21 protein-coding genes and 1 other annotated feature are annotated in these 22915 nt (G+C 42.4%); of the genes, 6 read left to right on the forward strand and 15 right to left on the reverse strand.

Going from position 1 to position 22915, the window contains the following annotated elements; translation table 11 throughout:
- Nucleotides 1-14: 14 nt before the first annotated feature.
- Complete coding sequence (gene coaA / locus MKZ05_RS10840; RefSeq protein WP_034620396.1) at nucleotides 15-974, reverse strand: type I pantothenate kinase; 960 nt, start codon at nucleotides 972-974, stop codon at nucleotides 15-17.
- Between the two features lie 187 nt (nucleotides 975-1161).
- Between coaA and MKZ05_RS10845 the strand changes: the two genes are divergently transcribed.
- On the forward strand, nucleotides 1162-2490 hold the full coding sequence (locus MKZ05_RS10845) for a CoA-disulfide reductase (protein ID WP_339160094.1): 1329 nt from the start codon (nucleotides 1162-1164) through the stop codon (nucleotides 2488-2490).
- A 65-nt stretch (nucleotides 2491-2555) separates the two neighbouring features.
- Here MKZ05_RS10845 and MKZ05_RS10850 read toward each other — a convergent pair whose 3' ends face one another.
- A complete protein-coding gene (locus tag MKZ05_RS10850; RefSeq protein ID WP_137055009.1) occupies nucleotides 2556-3332 on the reverse strand; it encodes an SDR family oxidoreductase in 777 nt (258 codons plus the stop codon).
- 12 nt (nucleotides 3333-3344) lie between these two features.
- Complete coding sequence (locus MKZ05_RS10855; protein WP_339160097.1) at nucleotides 3345-4295, reverse strand: MBL fold metallo-hydrolase; 951 nt, start codon at nucleotides 4293-4295, stop codon at nucleotides 3345-3347.
- Between the two features lie 169 nt (nucleotides 4296-4464).
- Nucleotides 4465-4676 (forward strand) — a binding site (T-box leader).
- Nucleotides 4677-4717: 41 nt separating this feature from the next.
- Here MKZ05_RS10855 and proC point away from each other — a divergent pair.
- Both proC and MKZ05_RS10865 read left to right on the forward strand, forming a co-directional pair.
- Nucleotides 4718-5545, forward strand: coding sequence for a pyrroline-5-carboxylate reductase (proC, locus tag MKZ05_RS10860; protein ID WP_058014745.1), 828 nt, complete (start codon nucleotides 4718-4720; stop codon nucleotides 5543-5545).
- Between the two features lie 152 nt (nucleotides 5546-5697).
- Entirely contained in the window at nucleotides 5698-5970 is a 273-nt protein-coding gene (locus MKZ05_RS10865) for an antimicrobial peptide LCI (RefSeq protein WP_137055006.1), read from the forward strand.
- 157 nt (nucleotides 5971-6127) lie between these two features.
- Here the strand turns inward: MKZ05_RS10865 and MKZ05_RS10870 are convergent, their stop codons facing one another.
- Nucleotides 6128-7741 (reverse strand): M20/M25/M40 family metallo-hydrolase, encoded by a 1614-nt coding sequence (locus tag MKZ05_RS10870; RefSeq protein ID WP_339160101.1) that lies wholly within the window; start codon nucleotides 7739-7741, stop codon nucleotides 6128-6130.
- Nucleotides 7742-7881: 140 nt separating this feature from the next.
- Between MKZ05_RS10870 and namA the strand changes: the two genes are divergently transcribed.
- Both namA and MKZ05_RS10880 read left to right on the forward strand, forming a co-directional pair.
- Nucleotides 7882-8898, forward strand: coding sequence for an NADPH dehydrogenase NamA (namA, locus tag MKZ05_RS10875; RefSeq protein ID WP_339160104.1), 1017 nt, complete (start codon nucleotides 7882-7884; stop codon nucleotides 8896-8898).
- A 119-nt stretch (nucleotides 8899-9017) separates the two neighbouring features.
- Entirely contained in the window at nucleotides 9018-9782 is a 765-nt protein-coding gene (locus MKZ05_RS10880) for an alpha/beta hydrolase (RefSeq protein ID WP_003216052.1), read from the forward strand.
- 44 nt (nucleotides 9783-9826) lie between these two features.
- Here MKZ05_RS10880 and MKZ05_RS10885 read toward each other — a convergent pair whose 3' ends face one another.
- Together MKZ05_RS10885 and rnz are read right to left on the reverse strand one after the other, a co-directional pair.
- Nucleotides 9827-11134: an aminotransferase class I/II-fold pyridoxal phosphate-dependent enzyme gene (locus MKZ05_RS10885; RefSeq protein ID WP_339160107.1), complete on the reverse strand. Its 1308-nt coding sequence runs from the start codon at nucleotides 11132-11134 to the stop codon at nucleotides 9827-9829.
- A gap of 139 nt (nucleotides 11135-11273) precedes the next feature.
- The gene (rnz, locus tag MKZ05_RS10890) at nucleotides 11274-12203 is read right to left on the reverse strand and encodes a ribonuclease Z (RefSeq protein ID WP_137055003.1); all 930 of its coding nucleotides are present in this window, start codon (nucleotides 12201-12203) and stop codon (nucleotides 11274-11276) included.
- A gap of 221 nt (nucleotides 12204-12424) precedes the next feature.
- On the opposite strand from rnz, the gene zwf reads away from it, so the two are divergent.
- The gene (gene zwf, locus MKZ05_RS10895) at nucleotides 12425-13900 is read left to right on the forward strand and encodes a glucose-6-phosphate dehydrogenase (RefSeq protein WP_003216112.1); all 1476 of its coding nucleotides are present in this window, start codon (nucleotides 12425-12427) and stop codon (nucleotides 13898-13900) included.
- A 46-nt stretch (nucleotides 13901-13946) separates the two neighbouring features.
- On the opposite strand, the gene MKZ05_RS10900 is transcribed toward zwf, so the two are convergent.
- The 9 genes from MKZ05_RS10900 to MKZ05_RS10940 form a co-directional block, all read right to left on the reverse strand.
- Nucleotides 13947-14669: a GntR family transcriptional regulator gene (locus MKZ05_RS10900; RefSeq protein ID WP_137055001.1), complete on the reverse strand. Its 723-nt coding sequence runs from the start codon at nucleotides 14667-14669 to the stop codon at nucleotides 13947-13949.
- 153 nt (nucleotides 14670-14822) lie between these two features.
- Nucleotides 14823-16229, reverse strand: coding sequence for a glycoside hydrolase family 1 protein (locus tag MKZ05_RS10905; protein WP_137055000.1), 1407 nt, complete (start codon nucleotides 16227-16229; stop codon nucleotides 14823-14825).
- Complete coding sequence (gene celB, locus MKZ05_RS10910; protein ID WP_050943798.1) at nucleotides 16213-17559, reverse strand: PTS cellobiose transporter subunit IIC; 1347 nt, start codon at nucleotides 17557-17559, stop codon at nucleotides 16213-16215. Before celB ends, MKZ05_RS10905 begins: the two co-directional genes overlap by 17 nt.
- Before the next feature lie 25 nt (nucleotides 17560-17584).
- A complete protein-coding gene (locus tag MKZ05_RS10915; protein ID WP_012010488.1) occupies nucleotides 17585-17917 on the reverse strand; it encodes a PTS lactose/cellobiose transporter subunit IIA in 333 nt (110 codons plus the stop codon).
- A gap of 3 nt (nucleotides 17918-17920) precedes the next feature.
- A complete protein-coding gene (locus MKZ05_RS10920; RefSeq protein WP_044141029.1) occupies nucleotides 17921-18232 on the reverse strand; it encodes a PTS sugar transporter subunit IIB in 312 nt (103 codons plus the stop codon).
- Between the two features lie 144 nt (nucleotides 18233-18376).
- Entirely contained in the window at nucleotides 18377-19162 is a 786-nt protein-coding gene (locus MKZ05_RS10925) for an SDR family oxidoreductase (protein WP_003215568.1), read from the reverse strand.
- Between the two features lie 12 nt (nucleotides 19163-19174).
- A complete protein-coding gene (locus tag MKZ05_RS10930; protein ID WP_170966017.1) occupies nucleotides 19175-20023 on the reverse strand; it encodes a GRP family sugar transporter in 849 nt (282 codons plus the stop codon).
- Between the two features lie 118 nt (nucleotides 20024-20141).
- Nucleotides 20142-21551, reverse strand: a complete 1410-nt coding sequence (gene gndA / locus MKZ05_RS10935; protein WP_106029174.1) for an NADP-dependent phosphogluconate dehydrogenase — start codon at nucleotides 21549-21551, stop codon at nucleotides 20142-20144.
- Nucleotides 21552-21649: 98 nt separating this feature from the next.
- Nucleotides 21650-22906: a DNA polymerase IV gene (locus MKZ05_RS10940; RefSeq protein WP_137054998.1), complete on the reverse strand. Its 1257-nt coding sequence runs from the start codon at nucleotides 22904-22906 to the stop codon at nucleotides 21650-21652.
- Nucleotides 22907-22915: the final 9 nt, after the last annotated feature.

A 22915-nucleotide genomic window follows, 5' to 3' on the forward strand; every position in this document is an offset into this window, starting at 1 on the left:
TGAGCGGTTTTTCTTTATACTCGGCGGATAGCAATCTCTTCCACCTTATGCTGATCACCTTTTTTCAAAATGAGATCAGCTCGATATTTTGTCGGTAAAATATTTTGATATAAATTAGGGCGATTGACGGTATTCCAAATTGTGCTTGCCATGTGATCTGCCTCTTCATCCGTCAAATCTTTGTATTGATGAAAGAAGGATTCAGGATCTTGGAAAGCTGTTTCCCTCAGCAAACGGAACCGTTCTTTATACCATGATTGAATTTGCGTTTCAGCAGCATCTACATAAATCGAAAAATCAAAGAAATCTGATACAAACACACGCGGTTCATCCTTCAGATCATCCAGCGCTGGGGATTGCAGCACATTGATTCCTTCAATAATAACAATATCGGCATCCTCCACCGTTTCATACACACCATCAAGCCGGTCATAGGTCAGATGCGAATATACCGGGGCATGCACAGTTTGTTTCCCTGATTTTAATTCGTTTAAAAAAGACAACAAGGCTTTGACATCATAGCTTTCTGGGAAGCCTTTCTTTTCCATGAGTCCTCGATCCTTTAATTCTTTTTGAGGATACAAAAAGCCATCTGTTGTCACAAGACTCACTTTCAGTCCATCTCCAAGCCTCGATAAAAGCGTTTCGATGATACGGGCCGTTGTGCTTTTCCCGACAGCCACACTTCCAGCAATCCCAATTAAAAAAGGAATTTTCGCATGGTGTGGGTAGTTTAAAAAGGCATTCACATGCTGATTTTTTTGTTTTTCTGCAAAGACATGCAATGTCAGAAAACGAATAAGTGGTATGTAAATATCCTGAACTTCTTCAAGCGATAAATAGTCATTTAATCCTTGAAGTGCTCTTGCTTCCTCTTCTGAAACAGATACCGGCATATATTCTCCAAGAGCAGACCAAGCCTCTCTTGTATGACGTGTATATAAAGTATTAAAATCTAGTCGCGTGTCACTCAAAGTCTTTCCCACCAATCTTCACTAAACTCGTAACCAAAAAGACGATAATCCGATTGTAGCTTAAAATGAAGGCGCTGTCTTTATTTTTCCACTAAAGTTTGCTTCTTTTGCGAAAAAAAGCATTAAAAAAAGGAAAATGAGGGTAAATAAGAGTATTCAGTTCGATAGATAGAAGGGAGCACACCAAATGAAATATGTGATCATTGGCGGAGATGCAGCAGGAATGAGCTGTGCTATGCAAATATATCGAGAGGATCCAGATGCACATATTGTCGCTTTTGAAAAAGGAGAGATTTTCTCATATGGACAGTGCGGCCTCCCCTACTTGATCGGCGGTCTCATTGATCACCACAGCAAGCTGATTGCACGCAGCGCTGAAACATTTCGCGACAAATACGGAATTGATGCTCGATGCTTACACGAAGTGACCTCCATTGACCCAAAGCAAAAAACGGTGTCAGGTCATCATACGAAAACAAAAGAACCCTTTACCGAAAGCTATGACCGCCTCTTAATTGCGACAGGAGCAAGTCCCGTCACACTGAATTTAAATAATCAGCCGCTAGAAGGCGTACACGTATTAAAAACCATTCCGCATGCGCTGTCCATTTTAGACCACTTAAAACAAGATATCACACATGTCACGATCATTGGCGGTGGATATATCGGCTTAGAGATGGCTGAAAATTTAAAGGAACTAGGAAAAAATGTACATATTATTCAGCGGGGTTCAACACTTGGTCCGGGCTTTGACCCCGATATGGCAAAGAACCTGAAAGAAGAGGCGGATGCCCAAGGCATTCACGTAACTCTCGGGGAAACCGTGCAGACATTAGAGGGCGAGTCACGTGTCACAGCTGTTCAAACAGACAAACAAACCATAAAAACAGATATGGTTATCATGGCCATCGGCGTCACCCCGCAAACCTCTTTTTTAGACAAAACAGGAATCAAACGACTTTCAAATGGTGCCATTGTTGTAAACGAATACATGCAAACCAATGTAAAAGACATCTATGCTGCCGGGGATTGCGCAGCCACTTATCACCGCATCAAACAATCACTCGATTATATTCCGCTCGGTACAACGGCGAATAAACAAGGAAGAATCGCTGGTTTTCATATGACGGGAACAAACCGGGCGTTTCAAGGCGTGACTGGAACTGCCGTCATGAAATTTATGAGCATGACAGCGGGACGAACGGGCTTATCTGAAAAGGAGGCACAAGCAGCTGACATTCCTTTTTCCTCCATCACCATTGACAGTACGGATCACGCTGGATATTATCCAGATGCGCAGAAAATGAAAATCAAACTGATTTACAGAAGTGATGACTACACCTTGCTCGGTGCCCAAATCATCGGAAGAAACGGTGTAGATAAACGGATCGATGTGATGGCAACTGCTCTTTACCAACAGCTAACCATAACAGATCTTGAAGATTTAGATATTAGCTATGCACCGCCTTTTAACAGTGTGTGGGACCCGCTTCAGCAAGCAGCAAGGCGGAGATAAAAAAACGGTCACAATGGCAGCTTACTTCAAAAAAAGAAACCAGTTCACAACTGGTTTCTTTTTTGTTATTTTTTCATCATCGCTTTTCGTGCTACTTTTTCAAATAAAAATGGGAATAATTGATACAATTTACTGCCAGCGTTCATCCATCCAGGCAGATTAATCTCTCTTTTTTTCGTCATCATAGCGGATACGACCTTCCCAGCCACCTTGTCCGCACTAAGCATCATGAATTCAACATTCTTCACATATTCACCGCTGCGATCGGCGATGGTAAAGAAGTCAGTGGCAATCGGTCCTGGATTCACTGTGGTGACGTGAATGCCGATGTCTGACAGCTCCATTCTGAGGCTGTTTGAAAAACCAAGGACGGCATGCTTGGATGCAGAATAAATGGCTGATTTCGGGGTGGCAATCTTTCCTGCCTGAGAGGCAATATTGATAATATGTCCGTGTCCTCTTTGTTTCATCTCTGGAATGACCTTTTTCGTGCAGGCGATTAAACCAAACACGTTTACTTCAAACATCGACACCATTTCCTCAATGGACGCATCTTCAACGAGATCGAACGCACCGAAACCGGCATTGTTAACCAAAATATCAACAGCCCCCACTTCTTCATATGCGCGATCAATGTCCTCAAGGTGACTGACATCTAGCTCCACGATGTGACACACTCCGCCAGCACTCATAATCTTTTCTTTTACACCCGTCAGCTTTTCAATTCGTCTTGCTGAAATCATGATCTCTGCGCCTTCTTCTGCTGCCAAATACGCCATTTTTTCACCAATGCCACCAGATGCGCCAGTAATCCATATTCTCTTTCCTGTTAATCGCCCCATGCGTTTCACTCCTTAGTTTGCCCTGTAATAGAGAATTCCATCTTTTTGCACTTCTTCAATTTGTCCAGCTTCTAAGAGGACATCCAGCTGCCCTACTGTCTCTGACATCGTTAAAAATAAGGCCTCTTCGTACAGCACTGGAAATAGCTTGCGGCAAAGATGAAAGGCAGTCATTTCTTTTCGTTTGAGTAGCTGATACATCGTATTTGCCCGTTTTTCTTGTTTCTTAAATCTTTCTTTGATTAATTCATGATGAGACGTGATGAGCAGCCCGTGTCCTGGATAAATCGTCTTGATCGGCAGATGAAGTAATCGATTGAGTGATGCTTTATATTGAAGCAGCGATTTTTGGCGTTCCTCCCCTTCATACGGCGCTTCCATTAACGGGTTTGAGGAAATAGTCGTTAAAAGAAGGTCTCCACCAATGAAGTGGCCCGTTGTTTCATCTAGAAAGGAAAGATGAGATTGTGCATGTCCCGGTGTTTCCATCACAAAGAAGTGTTCATGTCCTTTCAATCGATCGCCTTCTTTGATGACGTCATCTACATGTGCAGTACAGGAATATGTATAAGATTGCTTCACGATTCTTTCACATTCACCTCGGCGAAGCGGCACACCTAACTGCTGAAAAAATCGTTCCATAAAAGCAATTTGACGCTCTTTAAACACAGGGTCCTGGCTAATATACGGCTCATTTAACTCATGTCCGATCACACGGACATGAGGTTTCATCAGATTTAAAAGACCGACATGATCTGCATGATGATGGGTCAACACCACTTGATCAATATCGTCTATTGATAAACGATGCTCCTGTAATTGCGTGACAAAGGCGTGCTCCGCCTCTTCTGTCATCGGCCCGCAGTCTACTAAGGTCACAGCTTCTCCTTTTAAAATATATGCATGTACATCTCCAACAGCAAATGGTGTCGGGATGGATAATTGAATGATGTCTTCTTTCACTTTTTTATGTCATCTCCTGCTTTTTGACTCATGGTTCATTGTAACTCCGTCTTCTTTATTCATTGTATCCTGCAAAGGGCAGACTGTCATGCGGTTTAGGCGGTCAATTTTTTTATCTGTCCCTATTGACACAAACTTGTCCATCGTTGCATAATGAACAACAAATATAAAATGCGTGATGACAAGGATTAGTAAGCAAAATAATGATGCAAGAGAGTGAGGTCCGCCGGCTGTAAGACCTCACCATCCTCTTATTTGCTGAACCTGCCCTTTGAGCTGTTAGGCAAACCTAAACGTTTCCCGCGTTAAGGGACTAGAGCTGAGTATGCATATTTGCATGCTAATTGAGGGTGGTACCGCGAAAAACCTTTCGTCCTTTTCAGGCGAGAGGTTTTTTTATTTTCTACAAGGAGGAGCGGCTTATGAGTAAAATTGGATTTATTGGTGCAGGCTCAATGGCAGAGTCGATGATGAAAGGTTTATTAAAAAGCGGCATCATGTCAAACGAAGATATTATTGTCACAAACAAAACGAATGAAAAACGTCTAGAAGAATTAAAGGTGCGTTATGGGGTCAAAACGGATTTCTCTCGTTCTTTTATTTATGAAGAAGCGGATATTCTCGTATTTGCTTTAAAACCGAAAGATGCTGAAAGCGGGATATCTGAAGTTCGGCCTCATTTACAAGGGCAGCTGATCATTTCGATTTTAGCGGGCATCTCTATTGAAACGATCCAACACTATGCTGGCGAGAAGACTGCGGTGGTTCGCGCGATGCCAAATACATCAGCCGCCATTCAGCAATCAGCAACAGGCATTTCTGTCAGTCAAGAAGTGACAGAGGATCAAAAGAATAAAGCAATCGAGCTGTTTGAAACGATCGGTCATGTGACGGTATTAGATGAATCACAGCTAAATGCTGTTACAGCTATTGCAGGAAGCGGTCCAGCCTTCATTTATCATTTGATTGAAGGAATGGAGCGAGGCGCTTCGGAACTTGGGATGGACCAAGCAACAGCGAAGCTGCTCATCTGCCAAATGATTGCGGGCGCCGCAAACATGCTTCAAAGCAGCGGTAAAGAACCTGCTGAACTGCGCAAAGAAATCACAAGTGAAGGCGGAACGACAGAAGCCGGCCTGAACACACTTGCTGCCTATCAATTTGAAGAAGCCGTTGTCGATTGTGTCAAAACCGCAACAAAACGTGCAGCAGAATTAAACGAAATGTTTTCAGCAAGCACGTATAAATGATAGAGAAAAGTACCTGTTTTGATGACAGGTGCTTTTTATTTTTATCTAATGAGTGATTTTTCACAAATAATTAACAAATATTAACAAAGAATATATTACCTTATGTAGAATTACTTATATGTACCACAAAATGAGGAAGAGGAGTGTTTTAAATGAAATTAGTTAAGGTTCTTACTGGATCCGCATTGTCACTCGCTTTACTTTTTTCCGCAGCACCTGCATTTGCTACAAGTGCACATTCTAACGCAGAGGATGTCCACGTTACAAGTGATTTTAAAGCTCAACTTTACACATGGGATATTACCAACAATACTGGTATTTTTGCCAATTCGTTCGAACAAGATGGGATTAAATGGTATCTAAAAGGCATCACTAAAAATTCTGATGGAACTTGGACAGCTCATTATGAGGGTAGACGAGTATAATCCTAATTGGGAGCCTATGGCTCCCTTTATCTATTTTAAAGTAATGAAACATTCTCTCCACTTCTTCTTTCCTCATTAACCTTCATTTACTCTACATCCTCGACTCAAAAGCACATAAGCTTTCAAAGGCTCTAGAGATCTCATACATAAACAAGACTTACTTTTTCTCTAACAAAGCATGAATCGCTGATTCTAGTAATTCTGGCAAAATGCCGAATGAGAACGGGATGTGCAGCCGCTCTGTCCATTTGTGCGGGTCCTTTCCTAATGGACCCACGTTAATAACTGGAACGTAAAGTGCTCCCTTTTCTCCTTCTGGTAAAGAATAGCCTTTTTGATAAAGCGGCATATTGGTCGTGTAATGACCTACTTCCTGTTTTTCGAGCTGTAAGTAACTTAAATCAGATAATCCCGGGAAATATTTCACTTCTTCTATTTCAAGTCCATAACTCTTCTTTGCCTCTATTTGAATCCTCTTTAAGGTTGCTTGGATATGCGGATCTTCCGTTGAGGAAACCGCTGGATAAAATGGTGGACTATAAAATAGAACAATGAGCGGCCCATCTTCCTTACAAAGCGTCGTCAGCTCAGAGACGATTTTGGTTGAAAAATCACGATCTCCAAGCTCACCTCGATTGGCGAACGCATAGTTTACAATGCGTTCAACCTCCTGTTTACCTGAGCGTTCAGCAGCTTTTTGATACAGCTCATGATACGTGAGAACGGTAATCCTCGTATCAATCGGTGTAAAAGGTTTAAAGCGCTGAAATTCTGCTGTTTTTTGTTTAATATCAGCTTCGATTTGGTCTGCTGCTTGTTTCGCCGTGTCATAAAGAAGCCCATGCAGTTCTTCACTTGAACGATTCATCATCAGCACATTAAATAAAGAAACAGCTGTGTGAGGTGTTTGAACGGAATAGGCTTCTTTTAAATCCTTTTGCATTAAGTTGGTTGGGGGCGGCGTGACTTCACCATCTACTTCCTCACAATAATCACTATTCAGCTCTAACAGCCGATTTAATGCAGATACCATAAAATTCGCATTTAAGCCTGAGAACGGCTCTCCTACATGTGTTTCAATTCCTTTGCAGAAAAATCCGGCCAGCACCTTCCCTATACTGCCTGTATACATATAATAATGTTCATCACCTGGATACTTTTCAAACATAGGCTCACTGTTTAAGCACGCGGTATAGTCAAGGTCATGCCTTTCCTTAAGCTCCTTTAGTTTTGGAACAGCTTCAAGCATTCCTTGAGAATTCACTTCTTCATCCGGGACTGTGACGAGTAGGACATTTCCATCAAATGTCTCTGTCATCGCTCTTTCAAGCATAGACAGCTGTACAGTAAGACCTGCCTTCATATCCATGGCACCTCTTCCAAATAACCAGTCACCTGAAGCTAGATCTTCTCTTGCTCTTTTTGGGAGAAGCGCACTTTTTTGAGAAAATGACGCCATTAACTCCTCTGGCTTGCATGCCATGTTTTGAAATTCACCGTAATCTTCTGTATCGACGACATCGAAATGACTAAGCAGCAAAACGGTACGAGAAAGCGAACTGCGCTTTACAAGCGCCGTTAAATAATACCGGCCATCTTTCATCGGATGCAAAGCCAAATGATCAGGGTTCTGCTTGTAATAAGGCCGCTCCCTCAGTAAATAATATAAATATTCAGCTAACGCCACTTCCCCAGTTGTACCCGATATGCTTTCATACTGCATAAGAGCTGTGAGCAGTTCCTTTCGTTCACTCTCTGTTTGCCATTTCATTCGTTCTCCCCCTTTGCTTTCTCTATTTCTCCATTATACAAAAACGTGCATAAAAGCTATATTCTTTGAGCACCTTTTATGACGAAAGTTTGAATGGCTGTTATAATCGGCTATACAATTCTATGAGGAGGCGAAGGTATTTGGAAACAAAGCTCTTTTCACCTTGGACATTAAAAGGTGTTACGCTGAAAAACCGCATCGTAATGTCCCCGATGTGTATGTATTCATCCTATGATCGTGATGGGAAATTACAGCCTTTCCACTTTACACATTATATTTCCCGTGCCCAAGGTCAAGCTGGCCTGATCATGGTGGAGGCAAGTGCCGTTTCCCCCGAGGGAAGAATTAGTGATCAAGACCTCGGGATTTGGAGTGATGAGCACATTGAAGGCTTCGCTTCATTAAACGAACAAATCAAAGCATACGGAACCAAGACAGCCATCCAGCTGGCTCATGCAGGACGTAAAGCTGAACTAGATGGTGACATCCTGGCACCATCTAGCCTTCCATTTGATGAACAGTCTAAAATCCCTGCCCAGATGTCCGTCGATCAAATCAAAGATACCGTTCAGGCGTTTCAGGATGCAGCTGTCCGGGCAAAAAAAGCCGGCTTTGACATCATTGAAATTCATGGGGCGCATGGCTATTTGATTAATGAATTTCTTTCACCGCTGGCAAATCACCGAACAGATGATTATGGCGGTTCACCAGAGAACCGTTATCGTTTCTTAAGAGAAGTCGTCGATGCAGTCAATGAAGTATGGAACGGACCATTATTTGTCCGTGTGTCTGCCTCTGACTACACGACAAAAGGACTTGATATTGCCGATTACATTGGCATTGCTACATGGCTGAAGGAACAAGGTGTCGACTTAATCGATGTCAGCTCAGGCGCTGTCGTACAGGCAAAAATCAGCACATTCCCTGGCTACCAAGTCACCTTCGCAGAAAAAATCAAAGCAGGTGCCGGTATCCAAACAGGTGCTGTCGGTCTGATCACATCTGGTGTACAGGCAGAGGAGATTTTACGAAATCAGCGTGCAGACTTAATTTTTATAGGCAGAGAATTTTTACGGGATCCATACTTTCCAAAAACAGCTGCCCAAGAGCTTCGTACATCCATCGAAGGCCCGCGTCAATATGACCGCGCTTGGTAAAAATGCATAGGAAAAAGGTGTCTATTTTTTGAAATAGGCATCTTTTTTGTTTTTAAGAGAAACATATCTGCCTTTTGTGCCGTCTTTTAGCTAAAGAACCACTTAGAGGAGATGGAAGAATGAACTCGGCAATGATTGAAAGAATGTATCATATAGATGGACATCATTTTTATACAAAACATCGTCAGGGCAAAAGGCAAGCCACCATTATCTTTGAAGCAGGCTACGGCATTTCGGGTGATACGTGGTCGAATATGGCCCGTGATATTGATCCTGAGCTTGGGGTTTTCTTATATGATCGATTAGGAAATGGAAAAAGCAGTGACAGTAGTGAAGGAAGAACATTGCATGATCTTGCAGATGATTTAGATGCACTGCTAGAAGAAGCCAATATTCAGCCGCCCTTTCTCATTGTGGCTCACTCATTTGGCTCTCTTGTCAGCCGGTTATGGGCAAGCCGCAGAGGAGATGAGGTCATTGGCATGGTGCTGTTAGACCCGGCAAGTGAGGAGCAAGAACAGGTCATCCTCCCTCTTTTATCAAAAGAAGAACGCACCTCATATATGGCGCAATTTACAGCAGAATGTACGCATGAGGACTTTCAGCAAATGCTCAGCACAATAAAAGAGGAACAAACCCATTATGGGATGATGCCGCTTCTTGTCATTTCATCAGGTAAGAGCCGATTGTTTCATCCAGCGCACGAGGCTTGGCTCAGACTTCATAAACGGATGCTGTCGTTGTCATCCCAAAGCGGATGGATTCAAGCGCAGAACAGCTCGCACTATATTCATCATGATGAACCGCATATTGTGCAGCTTGCAATCTATGATGTATGGTGCGCAGCGAAGCAACCTGTTTCCTATTATCAAACAGCCAATTAAAAACAAAAACTCCTTGACTAGTTTTGCGTCAAGGAGTTTTTTCTTTATGCCGTTGGAGCTGACTGGCTTTTTTTAGACAGCAGCTTTTCAATGCTGACAAGCTGAACACATAATGTAAAGATGTCAATCGCTTGCTCTAGTTCTTCAAGTGATGGGAACGTTGGCGCAATGCGAATGTTACGATCAAGCGGGTCTTTTCCATAAGGATAAGTCGCGCCTGCACCTGTCATGGTCACACCAGCTTCTTTTGCCTTTTGCACAACAGCTTTTGCACAATGATCAAGCGTATTTAAACTAATAAAATATCCGCCATTTGGCTTGTGCCATTCTGCAATGTCCTTCCCGCCAAGTGTTTCATCAAGAATGGAAAGAACGAGGTCAAACTTTGGCTTAATGATCGCAGCATGTTTTCTCATATGTTCCTTCAAGCCTTCTGGATTCTTGAAGAAACGAAGGTGTCTTAATTGATTGATTTTGTCTGGTCCAATCGTTTGAATCGATAATTGTTTTTGAGTAAAGCTCACATTATCCGGGCTAGATGCCATGAGTGCAATACCTGAGCCTGGGAATGTAATTTTAGAAGTAGACGCAAACATAAACACACGATTTGGGTGCCCTGCTTCCTCTACTGCTTGAAAAATATCTTTTAACGTATCAGGCGTATCAGTTAGGTGATGAACTGCGTATGCATCATCCCAAAAAATGCGGAAGTCGTCTGCTTTTGTTTTCATCGAAGCAAGGCGGTCAACCACCTCATCTGAATACGTAATGCCATCTGGGTTGCTATATTTTGGTACACACCAAATGCCTTTAATCGCTTCATCCTCTGCGACCAATTTTTCGACCTGATCCATATCAGGTCCATCAGCTTTCATATCTACCGTGATCATCTCTATGTTAAATAGCTCACAAATGGAAAAGTGACGATCATATCCTGGGCTTGGTGCAAGGAATTTTACCTTTGGCAGCTTTCCCCAAGGTGTTTTGCTTTCATATACGCCGTGGGTCATGGCACGGGCAATGGTATCATGCATCATATTAAGGCTGGAATTACCGCCGATGATGATTTGTTCTGGTTTCAGATTGAGCACATCTGCAAAAAATGTCTTCGTTTCAGGAAGACCTGTCAAACCGCCATAGTTACGCACATCTGTGCCATCTTCAGCCGTCATCGCATCCTTTGATGTCACAACATCGAGCATGCCCATAGACAAATCGAGCTGTTTTGGTGAAGGTTTTCCTCTAGACATGTCTAAGTGTAAGTTTTTACTTTTATACGTTTCGTACTCATTTTGTAGTGCTGCATATAGGTCATTTAATTCTGCTTCACTTAACGCTGTAAAACCGCTCATCTTTGATTGTGCCTCCCGTATTCTTCATAGTTTCATTCGTCATTTGTTTTTTCTTCACCATTTTACCACTACCTGAAAAAGAGAGTCATTATAAATATCAAAAAAATCACACAACTTTTTTTGACGATTCATCCAATTTTTACAGGGTGCGGTCAATGGAATAAGAAGAGAAATCCTGCGCAGCTTCTGTCAGCGGGAATATATCGCGGGCCTCTTTCAATAGTTGTTTTAGTGCCTCTTCTCCTTGGTAACGTGCACTAATATGGGTCAAAATTAATCTTTTTGCGCTTGCTTCCTGCGCTGTTTTCGCTGCTTGTTCTGTTGTGCTGTGATAATAATTGTAGGCTAGATCAGCATCTTCTTTACCGAATGTTGCTTCATGGACTAACACATCCGCATCCTTGGCAAGCCTTGTTATATTCTCGCATAAACGGGTATCTCCTGAAAATGCAACGATTCTCCCTTTTTTAGGGGGTTCCAAATAATCGGTTCCATCAATGATTCTTCCATCTTCGAGTGTCACGGTTTCCCCATTTTTTAACTTCTGATACAAAGGTCCAGGTTTTACACCGATTTCTTTTAGGTCTTCGGCTTTTAATGCACCTGGTACATCTTTTTCCACTACCCGATAGCCGTAAGCTGGAATACCGTGAGATACTCGTCTTGCTTCTACTTGAAAGGTATCATCTTCAAATACGATCCCTTCATCTATCTCTATAATATGCAGCGGATATGTCAAATGCGTTTGTGTAGCTGAAAGTGTTGCGCTCACAAACGCTTTGATGCCCTTAGGTCCATAGATCGTTAGTTCATCCTCTCCGCCTTGGAAGGATCTGCTGCCGAGCAGTCCTGGGAGACCGTATACATGATCACCATGCATATGAGTGATAAATATTTTCTCAATTTTTCTCGGTTTAATCGTTGTATGTAATATTTGATGCTGCGTCGCTTCTCCGCAATCAAAAAGCCACACTGCTTTTCTTTCTTCTAAAAGCTTTAGCGCAGTGCAAGTGACGTTTCTAGTTTTCGCAGGAATGCCTGCACCAGTTCCTAAAAAGAGCAGTTCCATTACTTTTCCTCCTAAAGCCGGTATACAATATCTTTATTCATATAGAATACATGAAGACAAGGTAAATGTGAATTCAGCGGAATTTTCGAAAAAAGTCAAACGAGAGCAGAAAAAGTCGAATCAAATGTTTGCTTTACGAACAATGAACCTTTAAAATAAAGAAAATGTACATACATTCTCGGTTATTACAACAATGCTACGAATAAAGTGAGGTACTTTTCGTGAATACAGAAACTAACAATCCAAAAGCAGTCATTGTCATTTTTGGCGCAACAGGAGATCTTGCCAAACGCAAGCTCTACCCTTCTATACATAGACTTTATCATAGCGGAAAACTTGGCGATCAATTCGCCGTGGTCGGTGTTGGACGCCGTCCGTGGTCTCATGAGGATCTAAGAGCTGTGGTGAAAGAATCTGTTTCTTCTGATGATGCAGAAGCGAAAATAGAGGAATTCAGTTCACATTTTTATTATCACGACTTTGACGTATCAAGCCCTGCTTCCTATCAATCGCTTAACACACTTCTAGCAGGCCTTGAAGATACGTACAGTATCCCAAACAACCGGATGTTCTATTTAGCGATGGCACCGGAATTCTTCGGAACGATTGCAAAGTTCCTAAAAAGTGAAGGTGTATCAAAAACAACTGGCTGGTCAAGACTTGTCATCGAAAAACCATTTGGCCATGACTTGCCAAGTGCGAAAAAGTTAAATGAAGAAATTCGAGATGCATTCTCTGAAGATCAAATTTATCGTATTGACCACTATCTCGGTAAACAAATGGTTCAAAACATTGAGGTCATCCGTTTTGCAAATGCCATCTTTGAACCACTTTGGACAAACCGATATATCTCAAACATTCAAATTACATCTAGTGAATCATTAGGGGTTGAAGACCGGGCCCGCTATTACGAAAGTTCAGGTGCACTAAGAGACATGGTCCAAAACCATATGCTTCAAATGGTTGCACTTTTAGCAATGGAGCCGCCAATTAAGCTGAATACCGAGGAAATCCGTAGTGAAAAACGGAAAGCATTACGCGCTCTTCGTCCTTTCTCTAAAGATGAGGTCGATCAATTCTTTGTCCGCGGACAGTATGATGCTGGTACGGTTGATGGCGGCATGGTTCCTTCGTATCTTGAAGAGCAAAATGTTGACCCGAACTCAAACACGGAAACATTCGTTGCAGGGAAACTGCTCATTGATAACTTTAGATGGGCCGGCGTGCCATTTTACATTCGTACTGGAAAACGTTTAGAAAAGAAATCTACTCAAATTGTTGTTCAATTTAAAGACATTCCAATGAACCTGTACTATGGTAACGGAAATTCCATGCATCCAAACTTACTCGTCATTCACATTCAGCCAGATGAAGGCATTACCCTTCACCTGAACGCTCGCAAGCTTGATGGCGGTACATTTGCAAAGCCGATTAAGCTCGACTACCAAACAAACTATAACGACATCATGAACACACCAGAAGCCTATGAAAAGCTGATTCACGACTGCTTGCTAGGCGATGCTACGAACTTTGCTCACTGGGATGAAGTGGCGCTTTCTTGGAACTTTGTGGATCCGATTTCTGAGAAATGGGCAGAAAACAAAACATTAAAACCAAATTATCCTGCTGGTTCTATGGGACCGAAAGAAGCCGATCAGCTTCTAGAAAAAGATGGGTATCATTGGTGGAATATATAAAATAATATAAAAAAGAGCAGTCTCCCTTGGGGGTTCTGCTCTTTTTTTAACGTCCTGTTTTCGTAAGTTCAACTGTTGAAAAGTCGAACTTATCATAGCGGTGATGACTAAAGGAGTACTCAAACGGCCGGCCTGTGTTTAAATAAGCAACCTGTTCGACCTCTAGCACAGGATCCGTTGGGTCACAGCCTAAATATTGCTGGTCAAGCTCATCTGATTTAGCCGCTCTAATTTTCTTATGCGCTCCTGCCACTTTTAAATTCAAATCATTTGATATGTAGCCATAGATTGATCCCAATAGAACCTCTTCATCTATTCCCTTAATAAGATTGACGGGCATAAACGTTTTTTCTAATACGTATGGCTCCTCGTCCACAAGACGGAGACGGATGATGTCATAAATGGGTGTGGTGGAGTCTATGGATAGGTGGGCTGCCACCTCTTTGCTTGGAAAATGGACATCAAAGTGAATGATTTGAGTCGTGACGTTTTTATCCGCCATGACTTTTGTGAACCCTTTATTTTCATGGCCAGATACATTAATAGCCCCTTGATTGAGCGCTGCCTTCACAATAAATGTACCGTGACCTCTTTTTCTAAAGAGCAGACCTTCTGCTACGAGAAGATCGAGCGCACGCTTCATCGTCATTCGGCTGCATTGAAATTCAGCGGCAAGCGAGTTTTCATCTGGAATGGGTTGATCTTCTGGATAATATGCTGTTCCTATTCGTTTTCTGATTTCTTCTGAAATGAGTTCGTACTTTTTCATCTCACACCACCAACTGACTTGTTTTTTCATAGCTTCCTCTCATTCTACACTAAGCCTAGTTAGCTTAAAAGGTACCAGCCATTTTTGTTTCATCCACTTACCGTCACATAAGAAAAATACTTGCCCTTTTCAAGGAAAGAGCAAGTATCTTGATTAAAAACCGTTATTCTCTGATACCGATTGAAACCAGTATCCGCTTTTCTTAATTGTACGTTTTCCGTCTTCTTGAAGATCAACTGAGACAAATCCATAGCGATTCTTATAGGCATTCGACCATGACCAGTTATCCATAAACGTCCACAGATGATAGCCTTTTACATGACTTCCTTCTTGAATGGCTTGATGCACCCATTTAAGATGCTCAGAGATAAAGTCAATGCGGTAATCGTCATGAATCATTCCTTCTTCATCCTTAAACCGCTCTTCTCCTTCGACACCCATTCCATTTTCAGAAATAAAGCATTCAATATTATCATAGTCTGTTTGGACTTTTTTCAATATATCATAAATGCCTTTTTCATAGATTTCCCACCCGCGATACACATTCATTTTTCTTCCCGGCATGTCAAACGCATCAAAATAATGATTTGGCATAAATGGTGCATTTGGATGCGGCATATGCTCTTTCGCCTTCACTCTTCTTGGCTGATAATAGTTGATTCCAAGGAGGTCGACGGTATTCTCTCGAATGAGCTCAAGGTCTCCTTCTTCCATACTCGGCATAAAGCCTTCTTTCTTTAAGACCTCTACTAGTTTCTCTGGGAAATGTCCCTTCACCGCAGGATCTAGGAATGACCGGTTAAAGAAGGCATCCGCCATCTCAGCTGCTTCTACATCGCGCGGATTCTGGCTTCTCGGATAAGATGGGGTAAGATTGAGGATGATGCCAATCTTACCGCCTTGCTGCAGGCTTTTATAAGCCGCAATCGCCTTCGCATTTGATAAAAGTTCATGATAACCGACCTGCACAGCCTTTTGGAAATCGACTTCGTTTGGATAATGGAAGCTATACATATACCCGCCCTCTACAGGCACGATCGGTTCATTATGGGTAAACCATTTTTTCACCCGGTCGCCAAATAATTGAAAGCACAATTCTGCATAGCTCACATAATCATCTACTACCTGTCTGTTGACCCAGCCGCCTTTTTCCTGCAGCGCCATTGGCATATCGAAATGGTACAGGTTCACAAACGGCTCAATATCATGTGCAATCAGTTCATTGATCACATCATTGTAAAAAGATACTGCTTCTTCATTGACCGCACCTGTCCCTTCAGGCAAAAGACGTGACCATGAAATGGACAACCGGAATGAATTGTGCCCAATTTCTTTCATCAGACGAATATCCTCTTTATATTTTCGGTAAAATTGAGATGTCACGTTCGGTCCTACGCCATCAAAAAAACGAGTCGGCTCTTGCTCAAACCAATGATCCCAAATATTCGGTCCTTTTCCATCACCAGGGACGCTGCCTTCTGTTTGCGTGGCAGAGGCAGAAGATCCCCACCAGAAACCTTCTGGGAATGTATATGATTGCTTGTTATTTTCCATCGACATGTATTGAGTCTCCTTCACCTTTGATGTTGGTTGTCTTCGTTTTTTCCGTTGTGGTTATTTTTTCATTTTTCACATTCATACGGTCAATAAACTTCAGGAACGGGAACCAAATGACAAACACGATCATCAGATTAAACAGCTGAAGCAGACCACCCGCCAGTGAATTGGTTGCCATTATTCCGCTTATAAAGATCGGCACGGTCCAGGGAATATTCACGCCAGTCGGCGGTGGTACAATGCCTGATGCCATCGCAAAATAAGAAATACACGTAATAACCATTGGCGCCAAAATCCATGGAATGAGAATAAGCGGGTTCATGACAATCGGTAAACCGAAGATAATCGGTTCATTGACGTTAAATAATCCTGGTCCTAGGCCGAGCTTTGCTACCTGTTTTAATTGCTTACTTTTCAGGAAAATTAAAATCGTAAACACAACTGCTAGCGTCATACCGGTTCCGCCCATGCCAACCGTATAAATTTCGATAAACTGCTTGCTGATGATATTTGGAACCTCACCAGTTTTTGTATAGCTCTCTAGGTTTTGAATGGACAACGTATTCCAAATGGGGTCCATGACAGAGTTGATAATAATTTGGCCGTGAAGCCCAAAGAACCAAAGAATTTGTATAAAGAAAACAGCGATCAAGGTCGGAATGATACCGCTTCCAAGTCCGACAAGCGGTGCCTGAATCGCATGATAAATCAGGTCATGCATATTTGTTTTGAAGCCTTGTGTAATGATGATATTGATCAGTAAAAAGGTTGTGAGTGTCAAAGTAGCCGGGATCAGTGCAGCAAAAGACTTAGCAACAGCTGGCGGAACCCCCTGCGGCATATTGATGACAAATTTCTTTTGGACAAAATAACGATAAATTTCAGCAGACAAAAAGCCTGTGATCATGCCAAGGAACATCCCCTTTGCTCCTAAACGATCGACTGGAATCACGCCTGCAATAGATGCACCGCCTTCTTGTTCTAGTAAAAATGGTGTCAGAAGTAGGAAAGAGGCTAATGCAATCACTCCGCCAAATACTGCTTCCACATCATAGCTTTTCGATAAATAGTAGCCAATCCCAAATACAACAAACACACTCATAATGCTGATGGTCGCACTTGGCGCGATATTCAGTGCAGACTGGACGCCTTCCAGTGCGGTTTGACTCATGATTTTATCTAAAAATGGCAAATTCATTAGCACAACCATAATGGAACCAAAAATAGTAAGCGGGAACGCAAGCATAAAGGCATCCCGTAATACACCTAAATAGCGGTTGTTGTTCAGTCTCCCAGCAATTGGAACCAAAATAGCACTTATTTTATCAAACATTGGTTTCCCCCCTTGTTTACACCCTTTATTGTTTAAGTGATTGGAAAATCGGCAGGAGCTCTCCCACAAGCTCCTTGATCGTCATAGTCGACATTAAGTGGTCTTCGGCATGCATGAGCAATAAGGAGAAAGGCGTTTTCTCCCCGCCTGCCTCTTGCTGCACGAGTTGAAAATGGATGCCATGTGCATGACGTAAATCTTCTTCTGCTTCTTTCATAAGACCAAATGCCTCATCTTCTTGACCTTCTCGAAATTGTTTAAGAGATTGAAGCAATTTGCTGCGTGCATTACCGCTGTGTAAGATCAATTGAAAACTGACTTGTTCCTCCGTGAGCCCTTCAAGTGTTTTCTTTTCCATTCTTTACGATTCCTCCATCAATGTAACGGCTTGTTCATACGCTTTTTGTCCATCGGCAAGCCCGTACGCCTGCATATCGATGACCTCTACTGCAATCCCGTATTTTGTTGCTTCTTTTTGAAGATCCCCTTTTAAAAAGCTCATTTGCGGTCCAATTAACACAACATCCGCATTCGCCATTTCTTTTTTCGCTTGATCTTGCCCAACTGCCCAAATTTCTGCCTCGTCCCCTATTGAGTCGGCATGAGCCTTCATCTTTGTAACTAGTAAACTTGTAGACATTCCTGAACTGCATGCTAATAAAATACGTTTCATTTCTCTCACCCCATTGTTGTAATAAAAGCGCTTCCAGTTAATATTATATATTTTTATTTTTAAATGTCTAGACATTTAGATCTATTTGTCTGTATTTTATAAAAAAAAAGAGCGTATGTGTGTGTACGCTCTTTTTGTTTCTTCTTATCCTTTTCCTGCTTGGAAGCCAGGATATTTTGTCATGCCGCCGTCCACATAGAGTGTCAAGCCTGTGACGTAGCTTGCCTCTTTTGACGCCAGCCAGACAGCACATGCTGCCACTTCTTCAGGCTTTCCAATATAACCAATGGGGATCAGCTCGATCACACCTTTTTTCAATGCGGGATCATCGAATTTTTCCGCATTGATCGGGGTATCGATGGCGCCTGGTGCAATACTGTTTACACGAATTTTTTTAGGGGCATATTCTAGTGCCAGTGTTTCTGTCAGCAGCTTGGCGCCCCCTTTACTTGCTGCATAATGCACGAAATGAGGCCAAGGGATTTGCTGGTGAACAGACGACATATTGATGATTGATCCTTCTATTCCGTGATCTGTCATATACTTCAGTGCATCGCGGCAGCCGAGAAACATACCTGTTAAATTGGTCGACATGACTTTGTTCCAATTATCTAGCGTCATTTCGGTAGAAGGCACTTCATTTTCAATGCCTGCGTTATTGATCATGACATCAAGACTGCCAAATGTATCAACGGCTTTATCAATCATCGCCTGCATATCCTCTTCCTTTGAGACATCTCCCTTGATTTTCACAGCCTGTCCGCCATTTTTTTGAATATCCGCAATGGTCTCATCTGGACTTTCTTGATCTGAGAAATAATTGATCACCACATTGGCTTTTTCTTGTCCAAACCGGCGCGCCATCGCTTGACCTATTCCTGTACCAGCTCCTGTAATCAGGACTGTTTTCCCTTCTAAATCTGGATACATTCGTTTACCCTCCTATTTTGTAAAACCTAGCAGCACGCCGCCTGCAATGATCATCAAGCAGCCTGCAATGACAAAGCTTGTTCTGGATGCTTTCTCTTTTAATAAGTAAATGCCGCCTAATGTCGAGATAACGATCCCTGTCTGCGACATCGAAAAACTTACGGCGACACCAATGAGCGGAATAGCCAAAAGAAGTCCGAGATTTCCTGTCGACCAAACAAGGCCGGCAATGATATTTCTAAACGTATATTTACTAAACGGGTGCTGCTTGAGACTAATCGCCAAGGATGAAAGCAGCATGCCGACCGATTGCGGAACGAGGGCAGACCAGCCATCAATATGAAACCATCTCAAAATAACAACATATCCGACATAGCCAACGGTTGAGATGAGCAGAATCATGATCCCTTTTTTGAAATTGCCTCCACCGTTCCCGCCGCCATTCTTTTTTTGACCGAGCGATGTCAGCACAACACCTGCAATAATCAGTAAAATGGCACAAGAACCAATGAGTATGACCGTCATCGTTTGCCATTCTTTGAAGACTATGACGCCAAATAAAGTAGTGCTCACAAGCTGCATGCCCGTTGATAAAGGAACCGCCTTCGAGACTCCGAGAAACGCAACACTTGAAAGCTGATTCATTTGTCCAATGCTCCAAAAGATGCCTGAAATGACAGAAACCGCAAAAATAAGCGGTGTCAGCTCTGGCATTTTGATAAAGAAGGCTGCAATTGAAAAGAGAAATGCGCCAAGCGTTATACCGAGGGTTTGCTGGTATGCATTCCCGCCAAGTTTGACACTGATGAGAACAATACTTCCCCAAAATATCGCTGGGAGAAGTGCATATAAAATGCCCACTTCGACCCCTACTTTCTTTTCTTTTTTACATAGCATCCCTCTTTTTCGCATTTTTAGCCGAAAAGATGTAAACACAAAAAAACCTTACCAAAGGGTAAGGTTTTCAGTCGTTCTATATTTATTTCATCCATTCTGTATGGAAGATGCCTTCTTTATCTGTGCGCTCATACGTATGTGCACCGAAATAGTCACGCTGCGCTTGAATTAAGTTCGCTGGCAGGACGGCTGTGCGATAGCTATCGAAGTAAGCAAGTGCACTTGACAATGAAGGAACAGGAACTCCTTGCTCCACTGCAAGTGAAATGACTTTACGAAGAGACGATTGATAGCTTTGAGCAATATCCTTAAAGTAAGGATCAAGCAATAGGTTTTTCAGTTCTGGGTTACGGTCATATGCTTCTTTAATTTGTTGTAAGAAGGCTGCACGAATGATACATCCACCACGGAAGATCATTGCAATTTCACCATATTTTAAATCCCAGTTATACTCATCAGATGCTGCTTTCATTTGCGCAAAACCTTGTGCATATGAGCAAATTTTACTCATGAATAGGGCTTTTCTAACCGCTTCGATCAGCTCTTTTTTATTCTCTGCTGATTGCGCTGGCTTAGGACCTTCGATTAATTGGCTTGCTTCAACACGCTCATCTTTCATTGCTGAAATGTAGCGCGCGAAAACAGACTCAGTAATGATTGGAAGCGGAACACCTAGATCAAGAGAACTTTGGCTCGTCCATTTTCCAGTTCCTTTTTGCCCAGCTTTATCTAAGATGACATCCACAAGCGGCTGGTTTGTTTCTTCATCCACTTTTGTGAAAATATCAGCTGTAATTTCGATTAAATAGCTGTCAAGCTCGCCTTTATTCCATTCTGAGAATACTTCATGAAGCTCCTCTGCTGACAAGCCAGCCACATGCTTCAAGATAAAGTATGATTCAGAAATCAATTGCATGTCTCCGTACTCGATGCCGTTATGGACCATTTTGACATAATGTCCTGCTCCATCTGGGCCGATATACGTTGTACATGGCTCGCCATCTACTTTCGCAGAGATCGCTTCTAAAATTGGTTTCACTAGCTCATGCGCTTCTTTTTGACCGCCAGGCATGATCGATGGACCTTTTAGCGCACCTTCTTCACCGCCAGAAACACCTGTACCAATGAAGTGGATACCACTTTCCGCAAGCTCTTGATTACGTCTTTGCGTATCCTTGTAATATGTATTTCCACCATCAATTAAGATGTCACCTTTTTCTAGGTGAGGAAGTAATGATTGAATGGTTGCATCCGTTGCTGCACCAGCTTTTACCATTAAAAGAATTTTACGCGGTGTTTCAAGCGACTGAACAAATTCTTCGATGCTGTATGTGCCTACAACGTTTTTCCCTTTTGATTCTTGAAGAAATTCTTCCGTTTTGCTGCTAGATCTGTTATAAACGGACACGGAGAACCCGCGGCTTTCAATATTAAGGGCAAGGTTTTTCCCCATAACGGCTAGTCCAACCACACCGATTTGTTGTTTTGACATAATTCTGACGTCCCTTCTAACACACTATATTGATTACTGCTGAAATGATGTACCCTTTGAAATTACCACAACACCACCTCTTTTATCAAGTTTTCAGGCTAGTCATTTCCTTTTTCGTCCTGAAAAAAGTCTTTATTAAAACTTGTTCCACTTGTTTTGCTCTCTTTTTCCTTGATGGTCATCCCTCTTTGAACGAGTGATTTTCCATACTTTTCTTTCAGTCCTTCTAAAACGGTTTGAAGAGGCTCTTCTTTTGCATCTTCTGTATAGGAAAATAAATCAAGCTGTTTAACGGCTGCTTTTCGTTCTACAAGGTCTGTCCCCGTCACACCTAAGAGTCTCACAGGCTGATCATTCCAATGTTTAAGGAATAACTGCCTTGCTGCCTCAAATAAGTCTTCCTTCCGATCGGTCGGATTCGTGAGGGTGACACTTCGCGTGATATTTTTCCAGCTTGCGTACCGAATCATGATGAGCAGCCGATTGGCCATAACTTCTTTTCTCCTTAACCTTGCACTCACAGATTGTGACAGCTTATCAATTAACGCGACAAGTTCATCTGGATCGTCAGAATCATGAGGAAGGGTTGACGAATTACCGACAGATTTAAATTCGTATATCCTTTCTGGGTCCACGATGCCGTCATGTTCACCATTCGCCTTTTGCTTTAATCTCGGTCCATTGATACCCAGTAATTCCTTTAGTGTATACTCATTTGCTTTCGCTAAGTCTTCAATGGTATGAATGCCAATCGTTTTCAATTTATCAGCCGTTTTTTGTCCAACTCCGTGCATGTCACCCGCTGGCAGCGGCCATAGCATTTGGGGTACATCTCGTTTACGCAAAATGGTGATGCCCATTGGTTTTTTCCAATTAGACGCCATTTTCGCTAAAAATTTATTCGGTGCAATGCCAATACTTGAAGGAAGCATGAGCTCCTCTACAAGCCTCGTTTGAATATCATGAGCCGTTTTCACCGCATGCTCGGCATATGGCGTATGCGTTAAATCAATATAGCCCTCGTCAATGGATACGGGTTCGACTAAATCGCTGTATTCTCTTAGTATCGTAAACATCTCTTGTGAGGAGCTTCGGTACCGGTCAAAGTTTGGTGTACGGACAATCAGCCCCGGACAAAGCCGCTTCGCTTCCCATAACGGCATCGGGGGCTTTACACCTAGCGCTCTTGCCTCGTAGCTGCACGTGACCACAATCCCTTTACGCTCTTTCGCATTTCCGCTAATGGCTAATGGTTTCCCTCTCAAAGAAGGATCATACGCCATCTCGACTGATGCATAAAAACTATTCATATCAATATGAAAAATGATTCGACCCTTCCTTTGAGAATCAGCCATTTGCCTGCC

Origin of the sequence: Bacillus sp. FSL M8-0277, assembly GCF_037975305.1 — a bacterium.
Taxonomy (GTDB): Bacteria; Bacillota; Bacilli; order Bacillales; family Bacillaceae; genus Bacillus; species Bacillus pumilus.